Origin of the sequence: Pseudomonas putida NBRC 14164 (assembly GCF_000412675.1) — a bacterium.
Lineage (GTDB): Bacteria > Pseudomonadota > Gammaproteobacteria > Pseudomonadales > Pseudomonadaceae > Aquipseudomonas > Aquipseudomonas putida.
Map to the genome: position 1 here is coordinate 2,582,321 of NC_021505.1, position 11,638 is coordinate 2,593,958.

At 64.2% G+C, this 11,638-nt stretch carries 9 protein-coding genes and 1 pseudogene; 1 reads left to right on the forward strand and 9 read right to left on the reverse strand.

Annotation, left to right across the window (positions count from 1 at the left end):
• Positions 1 to 45: 45 nt before the first annotated feature.
• The 7 genes and pseudogenes from PP4_RS11515 to PP4_RS29840 all read right to left on the reverse strand — a co-directional run.
• A complete protein-coding gene (locus tag PP4_RS11515) occupies positions 46 to 657 on the reverse strand; it encodes a cell wall hydrolase (protein WP_016499349.1) in 612 nt (203 codons plus the stop codon).
• A gap of 33 nt (positions 658 to 690) precedes the next feature.
• Positions 691 to 1,608 carry an AEC family transporter gene (locus PP4_RS11520; protein ID WP_016499350.1) on the reverse strand — a complete coding sequence of 306 codons (918 nt, stop codon included), beginning with the start codon at positions 1,606 to 1,608 and terminating at the stop codon, positions 691 to 693.
• A 153-nt stretch (positions 1,609 to 1,761) separates the two neighbouring features.
• On the reverse strand, positions 1,762 to 2,625 hold the full coding sequence (locus PP4_RS11525; protein ID WP_016499351.1) for a LysR family transcriptional regulator: 864 nt from the start codon (positions 2,623 to 2,625) through the stop codon (positions 1,762 to 1,764).
• 158 nt (positions 2,626 to 2,783) lie between these two features.
• The gene (locus PP4_RS11530) at positions 2,784 to 3,632 is read right to left on the reverse strand and encodes an ABC transporter permease (protein WP_016499352.1); all 849 of its coding nucleotides are present in this window, start codon (positions 3,630 to 3,632) and stop codon (positions 2,784 to 2,786) included.
• Positions 3,629 to 4,645 (reverse strand): ABC transporter substrate-binding protein, encoded by a 1,017-nt coding sequence (locus PP4_RS11535; RefSeq protein ID WP_016499353.1) that lies wholly within the window; start codon positions 4,643 to 4,645, stop codon positions 3,629 to 3,631. The genes PP4_RS11530 and PP4_RS11535 overlap by 4 nt, the downstream gene beginning before the upstream one ends.
• Before the next feature lie 97 nt (positions 4,646 to 4,742).
• Entirely contained in the window at positions 4,743 to 5,498 is a 756-nt protein-coding gene (locus PP4_RS29835) for a methyl-accepting chemotaxis protein (protein WP_370453613.1), read from the reverse strand.
• A 102-nt stretch (positions 5,499 to 5,600) separates the two neighbouring features.
• Positions 5,601 to 6,887 (reverse strand): annotated as a pseudogene (locus PP4_RS29840) (PDC sensor domain-containing protein); the annotation flags it as partial.
• A 220-nt stretch (positions 6,888 to 7,107) separates the two neighbouring features.
• Between PP4_RS29840 and PP4_RS11545 the strand changes: the two are divergent.
• Positions 7,108 to 8,427 (forward strand): Na+/H+ antiporter family protein, encoded by a 1,320-nt coding sequence (locus PP4_RS11545; RefSeq protein WP_016499355.1) that lies wholly within the window; start codon positions 7,108 to 7,110, stop codon positions 8,425 to 8,427.
• An 11-nt stretch (positions 8,428 to 8,438) separates the two neighbouring features.
• On the opposite strand, the gene PP4_RS11550 is transcribed toward PP4_RS11545, so the two are convergent.
• Together PP4_RS11550 and PP4_RS11555 are read right to left on the reverse strand one after the other, a co-directional pair.
• Complete coding sequence (locus tag PP4_RS11550) at positions 8,439 to 9,446, reverse strand: FecR family protein (RefSeq protein WP_016499356.1); 1,008 nt, start codon at positions 9,444 to 9,446, stop codon at positions 8,439 to 8,441.
• A gap of 368 nt (positions 9,447 to 9,814) precedes the next feature.
• Positions 9,815 to 11,584, reverse strand: coding sequence for an acyl-CoA dehydrogenase C-terminal domain-containing protein (locus tag PP4_RS11555; RefSeq protein WP_016499358.1), 1,770 nt, complete (start codon positions 11,582 to 11,584; stop codon positions 9,815 to 9,817).
• Positions 11,585 to 11,638 lie beyond the last annotated feature (54 nt).

Consider the following 11,638-nt stretch of genomic DNA (forward strand, 5'->3'; position numbering starts at 1 on the left):
TTGCTAATCATTCGTATCGAGCTGGCGGTTTCAGCTGTTTCGGTATCAACGGGCCAACGCCGGGTGCGGCTTGTAGAACAGGAAGTGCGTGGTCTGCGCAGTCTTGCGGTAGGCCTTGGCCCAGTCGGGGTGGACCGTGCGATCGTGGAAGTACAGCGCGCCGCCGGTGGGGTCTTTCAATTGCTGGTTGAGCGCCTTGCGGGCAATCTCCTTGGCCACATCGTAGCGTTTCGCTTCCTCGACCTGGTCCGGGCGCCCGTCGCACCACCAGGAAAACTGGCAGGCCTTGGTCTCGACGCCCTGCTTGACCACGCCGCAGATGGTGTCGGGGAAACCATCATGCCCAAGGCGGTTGAGCACCACGCTGGCCACCGCCGACATGTCTTCGGCATCGGCGCCCTTGGCTTCCCAGTAGATGGTGCGGGCCAGGCAGGTGATGCTGTCGTCCAGGGGCGCCTGGCCGGCCGGGTCGACTGCTTGCGTTTCGCTTGAGGTCAGTTTTTCTGTTTTTTTTGGCGGCGGGGCATCGTTGACCACCTTTTTTTCCAGTACTTCGGCCTTGTCTTCGGCCACTGCGGCCTTGGCCGTGTCGGCTGCGTGCAAGGGGCCTGCGAGGAGGGCCGAGGTCAAGCCGATCACTATCCAGACAGGGCGCATGGCGAGGCATCCGAGTGGGGGCTGATTGCCAGTCTAGCCAAGCGTAAGCATTAACACCAAAGGCAGGGTGGCGGCGGCCGCTACGGTCTGCAGGGCAATGATGGTGGCCATCAGCGGGGCGTTGCCACCCATTTGCCTGGCCATTACATAGGAGGACGACGCAGTGGGCAGGGCCTGGAACAGCACCGCCACCACGGCTGCCTGGCCACTCAGGCCCAGCACGCGGCACAGGCCCCAGGTGGTCAAGGGCATGATCAGGAACTTGAATGCTGACGCCGCCATCAGCGGCCGCACCTGCTGGCCCAGGCTGGCCCCACCTAGCGCTGCGCCCACACATAGCAGGCCCATTGGCAGGGCGGCCTGGCCCAGCGCCTTGACCGTGGGTTCGATGCCCGGCGGCAAGCCCAGCCCCGTTACCCGCAGCAGCAGGCCGCCGGCACAGCCGACGATCAACGGGTTGGCGAAGATTGCCCGCAGCACTGTGGCCGGTGAGCTGTGGCGGGCGCTGAAACGCGCGAACACCAGCACGCAGAGCAGGTTGACCAAGGGCACGATGGCGGCATTGGCCACTGCAGCAAGGGCAATCCCGGCGCTGCCGTAGAGGCCGGCGGCCAGGGTAGCGCCGATGTAGTTGTTGAAGCGGATACCGCCCTGGAAGACCGAGGTGAAGTCAGCGCCATCGTGGTTGATTGCGCCCTGGTACAGCACCAGCAGCACGGCGCCGGCCAGGGTGGAGAGCATCAGCACGCCGACCATGCCCATCACCGGTACGCCATCGAGGTTGGCCGTGGCCAGGCCGTGCAGGAACAGCGAAGGTAGCAGTACGTAGTAGCTCAGGCGCTCGGCGCCGGGCCAGAAACTCTCGGCCAGAAAGCCGCGCAGGCGCAGGAAAGTACCCAGGGTAATCAGCAGGATGATCGGTAGCAGGGTGGTCAGCAGCAAGTGAAGCATGGTCGACGTTCCGTGGTCGGGTACGCGCACAGACTACTGCTGAGGACTGATCTGTAAAAACGTTGTTTTCTGCACTGACTGTTGAGAAAAAATGCATGGTTCAGGCATTACGCGCTCCCACAGAGATCCCGCCAGGACAGTCACTAATTGCAACTACGCCTCAAGCGCAGTCTTCAACACCGCGCTCAAATGCCGCCGTTGGCTTTTCTCATGCTCCAGCAACACCACACGGCGGGTCAGTTGCGGTTGGCCAAACGGCAGGCAGGTGGCCGGCGGCAGGCGTTTCAGGTCGTCGTCTGCCATGGGGATGATCGCGACACCCAGGCCCATGACGGCCATGCTTGCCAACGCTTCCTGGCTGTCCAGTTCCATCTGTTCGCTCACTTGCAAATGCTGGCGGCGCAGTTCCTGCTCAATCTGCCGCCCGGCCCAGGCACGCTTGTCGAAGCGCAGGAACGGTTGACTGGCGAGCAGCTGCGGTACGCTGTACCCGGCCAGTTCGGGGCTGGCGATGGCCCAGAAGCGGTCCTCGAACAGCGGTGTGAAATCCAGGCTTTGTGGGTATGGGCTGACCGGCTCAGTGGTGATTGCCGCGTCCAGCTCACCGTCCTCCACGCGGCGTGCCAGCTCCGCCGACATGCCCGAGGCCACGCTGATGTGCAACTGTGGGTGGTTGGCCTTGATCCATACCAGCGCCTTGGGCAAGCGCCGCGCCAGCACGGTATGGATCGCCCCCAGGCGCAGGCGGCCGCGCAGGCTCGGGCCGCTGGCCACAGCGTCGGCCAGTTCGTCGTAGGCAGCCAGGATGCTCTCGGCGCGGGCCACCGCCAACTGGCCTGCTTCGGTCAGCACCACCTGCCTGCGGCTGCGGTCGAACAGGGGGGCCTGCAACTCGTCTTCAAGGGTCTTGATGTGCAGGCTCACCGCCGAAGGGGTGAGGCTGAGCAGGTCGGCGGCACGCGCAAAGGTGCCGTGGCGGGCGATGGTTACCAGGGTGCGCAAGGCTTTGAGAGACATGCGGAGGAGGTCCGGTTACAAGCTGACAGGGCGGTATTGTCAGGCCCGGCCCTATCGCCGGCAAGCCAGCTCCCACAGGTACTCCACCGGCAGCGGCCATTGTGGTGACCCTGTGGGAGCTGGCTTGCCGGCGATAGGGCCGGTACAGGCCACATTGTTCAGCGCTCAATACGCCCATACGCCTGGCTGATCCGGTCGATCACCATGGCCAGGGCGACGATCGCCAGCCCGGCCTCCACACCTTGGCCGACATTCAAGGTCTGGATCCCCGCCAGCACATCCTCACCCAACCCGCGGGCACCGATCATCGATGCCACCACCACCATCGACAAGGCCATCATTACCGACTGGTTGAGCCCGGCCATGATGCTTGGCAGCGCCAGCGGCAGGGCAATGCGCCGCAGCCGCTGCCAGCGGGTTGCCCCCAGGCCGTGTGCGGCCTGCAGCAACGAAGGGTCGATCTGGCTCAGGCCCAGTTCGGTCAACCGTACCAGTGGCGGCAGGGCGTAGATCAGCGTGGCGAACACGGCGGGTACCTTGCCCAGGCCAAACAGCATCAGCACCGGGATCAGGTAAACGAAGGCCGGCAGCGTCTGCATCACATCCAGTACCGGTAACAGCAGCCGCCTCGCCAGTGGCCGGGAAGCCAGTAGTATGCCCAGCGGCACGCCCACCAGCACGCACAGGCCGGTACTCACCAGCACCAAGGCCAAGGTTTGCAGCAGCTTGTCCCACAGCCCGAGCATCCCGATCAAGGCCAGCAGCGCTACCAGCACCGCGCTGCGCAGCAGGCTGCGGCTGGCGTGCCAGGCAAGCAGGCCAACCAGTAGCAACAGCAACCACCAGGGCAGCAGGCGCAGCAGGTTCTCCAGGCCGACCAGCAGTTGCAGCAGCTGGTCAGAAACCGCGCGCAACTGATCGCCGTAATTCAGCACCAGCCAGTCGACCAGCCTGTTTACGCTGTCAGCGAAAGAAAACTGCAGGGCTTGGGGAAAGCCGTTGCTCACAGGCTGCCCTCAACCTTGGTGGCAACCTCGGCAGGCAGCCAGGCTTTCCACACCTCTGGGTTGTCACGCAGGAAGGTGAGGGCGGCCTCGCGCGGTGGCGTGCGCTTTTCGCTCATGACGGCCAGCGCCTTGTTGAGCCGATCGATCGGCAGGTCGACCTGCTCGAACACCGCGACCAGGTCCGGGTAGCCATCGCGGAAGGCTTTGGATACACCGATGGACAGTTTCGCCGGCAGTGAGCGGCTGCCCTTCGGGTCAGGGTTGGCGGCATCTGTCAGGGTGGCCCAGGCCTGGGCATCGAACGGCGGCTCTTGCAGGCGGATGAGTTTGTATCGCCCCATCAACGGGGTCGGGTTCCAGTAATAGAACAGCACCGGCTGGCCACGGCGGATGGCCGAGCCGATTTCCGCATCCATCGCTGCACCGGAGCCACTGCGGAAGTTGGTATACAGCTCATCCAGGCCATACGCTTTGAGTTTCTGGCTGTTGACCGTTTCCGATGTCCAGCCGCTGGGGCTGTTCAGAAAACGGCCCTTGTCGGGTGACTCGGGGTCGCGAAATACCTGCGGGTAGCGCTTGAGGTCGTCGACGCTGCGCAGTTCGGGCGCCAAAGGCTTCAACTTGCGAGCAGCGTCGCCTTCGATCACGTACGCGGGTACCCACCAACCTTCTTCTGCATGCTTGACCGTGTCGCCCAGTGCGAATACCTGGCCTGCCTGCTCGGCCTTGACCCAGGCAGGGCTGCGTCCGGCCCACTCTTCGGCGATCACCTGGAGGTCGTTGCTGGCCAGGGCCACTTCCATGCTGACGGTGCTGCCGGGGAAGGTATCGGTGGTGTAGCCATACCCGCGCTCCACGATCAGCCGCAGGATTTCGGTGGTGAGGGCACCGCTTTCCCAGCCGATGGCACCGAAATGGATCGGTGGGCGTTGCTCTGCCGATACAGCGTTGTGGGTGTTGGCCAGGCCTAAGGCCAGCATCAAGCCAGCCAGCAGCGTTGAAAACTTGTTCATCCAGACCTCGTCGTTTGCCGCGCCTTGGGGGTGGGGGCAAGTGTAGACGACGAGCTGTTGGCGGGGCTCGGGGCCGCGCGGAGCGGCCCCGTTTGCCTCAGACGCGGAACTGGTCCATCAGCGCCTGCTGCTGGTTGGCCAGGCTGTTCAGGGACTGGCTGACTCGCGCCGACTCGTTGGCCTGCCCCGACAGCGATTCGGTGACATCGCGGATAGTTGCCACGTTGCTGTTGATCTCTTCGGCCACTGCGCTTTGCTCTTCGGCGGCCGAGGCGATCTGCAGGTTCATGTCGGTGATCACCGTCACCGCCTGGCCGATACGCTGCAACGCAGTCACGGCCTGGCCAACCTGTTCGACACCGCCCTGGGCCTGACGGTGGCTGTTGTCCATGGCACCGACCACTTCGCGGGTGCCGTCCTGCAAGGCCTCGATCACCTGGCGGGTTTCTTCTACCGACTCCTGGGTGCGTCGGGCCAGGTTGCGTACTTCATCGGCAACCACTGCAAAGCCACGGCCGGCTTCACCCGCGCGGGCTGCCTCGATGGCGGCGTTGAGCGCCAGCAGGTTGGTCTGTTCGGCAATCGAGCGGATCACTTCCAGCACCGAACCGATCTTTTCGCTGTTCTGCGCCAGGCCTTCGACTTCGGCCATGGCGTTGCTCATGTCGGCGGCCAGGGCATCAATGCTTTGGGTGGTGCGGTCGATGACTGCCAGGCCTTCGCGGGTGGCCTGGTCGGCATCACGGGCGGCCTGGGCGGCTTGCGAAGCACTGCGCGCCACGTCCTGGGCCGTAGCGCTCATTTCGTGCGAGGCCGTGGCCACCTGGTCGACCTGGCGGTATTGCTGCTCCATGCCGGCGCTGGTTTGCGTGGCAATTGCCGAGGACTGGTCGGCGGTGCCTCGTGCAGCCTGCACGGAGCGTTTGACCTCGGCGATGGTCGGCTGCAACTTGTCGAGGAAGCGGTTGAACCAGCCGGCCAGTTCACCCAGCTCGTCCTGCTTCTGGTAGGTCAGGCGGCGGGTCAGGTCGCCTTCGCCGCTGGCAATGTCCTTGAGCATGGCGGCCACGCCGAGGATTGGCCGGGTAACGCCGCGGGCCATCAGCCACACCATCAGCAGGCCGGCAATGGCTGCCGCCAGGCCCAGGCCCAGCTCCAGCAGGGTACCACTGGTGTTCAGCGCGTCCAGTTCCTGCTTCAGTGTTTCGGCAGGCCCGGTCAGGGCATTTTCCGGCACATCCAGCAGCACGCCCCAGGGTTGCGCGTCGGGGATCGGCCGGAACGCGGCCAGCACCTTCAGACGCTGCTGGTCGTGCAGGATGGTCATCTTGCCATCGGCCAGCTTGCGTACCAACTCGGCGCCCTTGGCCGAGTCCACTTGGTCGAAGCGCTGGGCCAGCTTGCTGGCATCGGCGCTGTAGCCGGCCAGCAGGCCGACCGGGCTGAGGATAGCGACCGTGGTGCGGCCCTCGTACAGGCTGCGGCTGGCCTCTTGGCTCAGGGCCTGCAGGCTGTTGAGGTTAATGTCGATGGAGAGGGTGGCAATGATCTTGCCGTTGACCGCCAGCGGGAAGACGATGCTGGTCATCAGCACCTGCTGGCCATCGATGTCATAGAAATAGGGCTCTACCACACACACCTTGCCGGTCGTACGCGGGCACACCCACCAGGTGTTGGCCGGCTGGCCGCTGGGGCCGATCTCGGTGTTGGCCATGTCGTGTTCAGGCAGCGCCATGGCGGTCAGCTGGCCGGCGCGCGGCTGCGACCAGTACAGGGCAAAGCGCCCGGTTTCGTTGCTGCCCAGCTCTGCCTTGCCGGCGAACAGGCTGTCCTTGGTGTCCAGCGCGTTGGGCTCGAACACCAGCGACAGGCCGAGCAGGTCGGGGTTGGCCTGCAGTGCGGTACGCACCTGGCGGGTCATGTCTTCGCGCAGGTCAAACGCGTCGAGGTAGCGCTTTTCTGCCTGTTCGCGCAGGAACAGCACCTGGCGGGCGAAGCCGGCGCCGTACTGGTAGGCGTCCATGAACTGGCGACGGATGTTGAGCGCTTGCACTTCACCCTGCGACTCGATGCGTGATTGCGCCGCCTCGGTCAGCATCTGCATGCTGCTGGCCTTGACCAGGTCCGAGCTATGGTCCATCCGGTACAACGAGAGGCCGACAAGCAAGGTGACGATGCCAGCCAGGCAAAGGCCGGCGAGCAGGGTGATCTTCCACTGGATGGAAAGTTGGCGCAAAGGCATGGGGGCGGATCCCTTTTTTTGGGCACTAAGGGTTATGGCTTTGGGGCTGGGTTGGGCGGGGAGCCCAACAGCTTATCGGCCCTTTCATTTTTTTCTTTATTCAAACATTCAATTTAAATCCGGCCTTCTGTGAAATCCGCCGCAACATGGCGCTTTTGACATCTGCCGCCCACTGCTTCAGAGTGCGCGCTTTTTTCTGCCGTAATGAGGTAAGCCAACCATGAATGCAGTGATCGCCGCGGTCGGCATCATGCTGATACTCAGCCTGTCCCGCGTGCATGTGGTCATCGCCCTGATCATCGGTGCCCTGGTCGGTGGGCTGGTGGGCGGCCTGGGCATCGAAGGCACGCTCAAGGCGTTCAACGGTGGCCTGGGCGGTGGCGCCACGGTTGCCTTGTCCTATGCGCTACTGGGCGCTTTTGCGGTGGCCATTGCCAAGTCCGGCCTGGCTCATGCCTTGGCTGACCGTGCACTGGCCATGATCGATCGCCAGGGCCATGCCAATGGCGGCAAGGTCAAATGGCTGATGATCGGCCTGATGTTGGTGGTGGCGGTGTCGTCGCAGAACATCCTGCCCATCCACATTGCCTTCATTCCGCTTCTGGTCCCGCCGTTGCTGTATGTATTGACCCGCCTGCGCATCGACCGCCGCCTGATCGCCTGCGTGATCACCTTCGGCCTGATCACCCCGTACATGTTCCTGCCGGTGGGCTTCGGCAACATTTTCCTCAACGAAATCCTGCTGGCCAACGTTGCCCGTGCCGGTGTCGACGTGAGCGGTGTCAACGTCACCCACGCCATGGCCATACCAGCTGCGGGGATGTTGGTCGGCCTGCTGCTGGCAGTGTTCATCAGCTACCGCAAGAAGCGTGACTACGACCTGGCGCGCATCGAGCAGGTGGAGCAGGTGAGCGTGCAGTACAACCCGCTGACGCTGCTGGTGGCGGGGCTTGCAATTGCCGCAGCGTTCATCGTCCAGTTGTTGCTGGACTCGATGATCATCGGTGCCATGGTCGGCTTCCTGATTTTCTCGCTGTCCGGCATCGTCAAGTGGAAGGACACCGACGGCCTCTTCACCGAGGGCATGAAGATGATGGCCATGATCGGCTTCATCATGATTGCCGCCTCGGGCTTTGCCGACGTGATGAAGGCAACCGGTGAGGTGAAGAGCCTGGTGGAAACCTCGGCCCAGTGGATCGAGCACAGCAAGGGCATCGGTGCCTTGCTGATGCTGTTGGTGGGCTTGCTGGTGACCATGGGCATCGGCTCGTCGTTCTCCACCGTGCCGATCCTGGCCGCGATCTTTGTGCCACTGTGCGTGCAGCTGGGCTTCGACCCGCTGGCCACCGTTTGCATCGTCGGTACTGCCGGTGCCTTGGGGGACGCAGGCTCGCCGGCCTCGGATTCGACCCTGGGGCCGACCTCGGGCCTGAACGTGGATGGCCAGCACCACCATATCTGGGACACCGTGGTACCGACCTTCATCCACTACAACCTGCCATTGCTGGCGTTTGGGTGGGTGGCGGCGATGACGCTGTAAGGGGCGAGGGGTCAGCCCTTGTCGGGCGGCGGCGAGATGCGGTTGAGCACGGTGCTGCCGTCCTTGCTGCGGGTGAGGTAGATCGGCAGCACCTTGGGCAGGTTGTTGACCAGGCGCGCGACCTCACGGGTGTTGTAGATACCACTGATGCGAATGCGGCCGGTGCTGGCATCTGCCAGCTGGAGCGGCGCGTCGAGGTAGCGGTTGATCACCGGCAGCGCCTGCTCTAGGCTCAGGTTGTCGAGCACTAGCTTGCCGCTGCGCCAAGCCAGGCTGTTGCCGTAGTCGTCGCTCTGTTCAAGCTGCGGCTCGAAGTCGCCCTTGTGATAACTGGCCTGCATCCCAGGGCCCAGACGATAGCCACCGGTGGTGCCGTCGCTGGACACCAGCACCGAGCCTTCCACCAGCGTGACCTTGACCTGGTCCTGGTATTTCCACACGTTGAATTGCGTGCCAGTGACGCGGGTCTGGCCACGGCCTGCATGCACGATGAACGGGTGGCTGCTGTCGTGCTGCACCTTGAAGAACGCCTCGCCGCGCTTGAGCGTGACCTGGCGCTGGTCCTTGTAGTTGAGGTAGGTCAGCTCTGTGTGGAGGTTGAGCTGTACCGTGCTGCCGTCGCTCAACTCCACGGTCTGCATGCGGTCGCCGGCTTCGAAATGCTGGTAGTGGTTGGGCAGCCAGCCTTGTTCCCAGCCCAGCCAGCCGGCCAGCGGCAGCACGGCCAGGGCGATGGCGGCAGCAGATGCCAGCGGGCGCCAGTTGCGAGGGCGGGCAGGTTGACGGGTGGGTGGGTTGAAGTCGACGACGGTGGCGTTGCGTGGCAACAGGTCGGCCGTTTGCCAGATCTCCAGCATTGCCTGGTACTCCTCGGCATGCCGCGGGTCCGCCGCCAGCCAGCGGGCAAACGCCTCGCGCTCGGACGCCGTGCAATCATCGGCGTGCAGGCGCATGCACCAGTGCGCGGCGGCGTCGGTGATGGCATCGTCAGGGCTGGTGTTGAGGCGGTCGTGATTCATTGCGGCTCCGGATTTTGCGTATTCTACCCTTGCTGGAGGGCTCCCGAGAACCGACGTAATGGCGAATGACTATCAGTTGTGACTGTTTTTCGTCAGATTTGCAACGGTTTTTCAGCGTTTGAGAACCCTTCGCGGGCGGCAATCGAGGCTGAAATCCCTGGCGCTGCCTTGCAGCCCATCGCGACACAAGGCTGCTCCCACTTGTAATCGCGTACCTCTTGTGGGGCAGCTGGCTTGTACGAAATCACAAAGTTTGCGCGATCACTGTGGGAGCGGGCTTGCCCCGCGAACACGGGCGAAGCCCGTGCCATGCACCACGTGGTCTGCTTCGCGGGCATGCCCGCTCCCACAGATAATGCGCAGGCAGTTCAGAACTGCGCCGCCTCCAGCCCATAAAGGCTGCCGCTGCCCGCCCTGATGCTGGCTTCCAGCCCCAGACCACGCGGCAGCACACGCTGGAAGAAGAACGCCGCACATGCAAGCTTGGCCCCATGAAACGCGTCATCTTCCTCACGCCTGGCCAAGGCCACTGCCGCCATCCGCGCCCACATGTAGGCATACGCCGTCAGCCCGAACAGCTGCAGGTACTCCACCGCCACCGCACTGACCAGGTTGGCATCCTCGCCTGCCCGTGCCCGCAGCCAGGCGCTGGTAGCCTCCAGCCGCGCCAGGCTCGCCTGCAAGGCCTCGCGGTGCAGCGGTGCATCCACACTGAAAGCACGTACTTCGGCGGCGAAGCTGGCCAGTGCCTGGCCACCGGCCCCCAGTACCTTGCGCCCCAGCAGGTCGAGCGCCTGGATACCGTTGGTACCTTCATAGATTTGCGCAATGCGCACATCGCGCACCCGCTGCTCCTGCCCCCATTCGCGGATGTAACCATGGCCACCGTATACCTGCTGGCCGAGCACGCAGCTTTCCAGGCCGTTGTCGGTGAAGAAGGCCTTGGCCACCGGGGTCAGAAGTGCCACCAGGCGCTGGGCGTGCTCACGTTCACCGGCGTCTTCGGCGTAACGCGCCAGGTCCAGTTGCTGGCCGACATAGGCGGCAAACGCCCGGCCACCTTCGGTGAGGGTGCGCATGGTCAGCAGCATGCGCCGTACATCACCGTGGTGGATGATCGGGTCGGCAGCCTTGTCCTGCGCCTGTGGGCCAGTGGCGGCGCGGCTTTGCAGGCGCTCGTTGGCGTACCGGGCGGCGCTCTGGTAGGACGCTTCAGCACAACCGATGCCCTGGATGCCGATGGACAGGCGCTCGTAGTTCATCATGGTGAACATGGCCGCCAGGCCCTTGTTCGGCTCGCCCACCAGGTAACCCTCGGCATCGTCGAAGTTCATCACGCAGGTGGCCGAAGCCTTGATGCCCATCTTGTGCTCGATCGAGCCGCAGTGGGCGGCATTGCGCGCGCCCAGTCGGCCATCGGCCTCGACCCGGTATTTCGGCACAAGGAACAGCGAGATGCCTTTGGCGCCGGCGGGCGCATCCGGCAGCTTTGCCAGCACCAGGTGGATGATGTTCTCGGTCAGGTCCTGCTCGCCGCCGGTGATGAAAATCTTGCTGCCGCTGATGCGATAGCTGCCGTCGGCCTGGGGTACGGCGCGGCTGCGGATCAGCCCCAGGTCGGTGCCGGCGTGAGGCTCGGTCAGGCACATGGTGCCGGCCCAGCGGCCTTCGTACAGAGGCGGCAAGTAAGTTGCCTTGAGCGTTTCGCTGGCGTGGGCATCGATTGCCAGGCAACTGCCGGCGCTCAACGCCGAATACAGGCTGAAGCTGCAGTCGGCGGCGTAGAGCATTTCTTCGAACAGCACCCCTAGCATTTTCGGCATGCCCATGCCGCCAAATGCCGGGTTGCCGCCCAGGCCGACCCAGCCGCCTTCGCGGTAGGTCTGCCAGGCTTCGCGAAAACCGTCTGGCGTGGTGACCTGGCCGGCGTCGAAGCGCACACCTTGCTCGTCGCCGTTACGGCTGAGCGGGGCGATCAGCTGGCCAGTCACTTTGGCTGCTTCTTCCAGGATCGCGTCGGCGGTGTCGGCATCGATGCGCTCGGCCAGGGCGGGCAGGCGGGCCCACAGGGCCGGGGCGTTGAACACGTCATGCAGGACGAAGCGCATGTCGCGCAGGGGGGCGGTATAGGTTGTCATCGTGTGCTCTTGGAAGAGTGAGAGTGGCTGGGCGGGCCTCATCGCTGGCAAGCT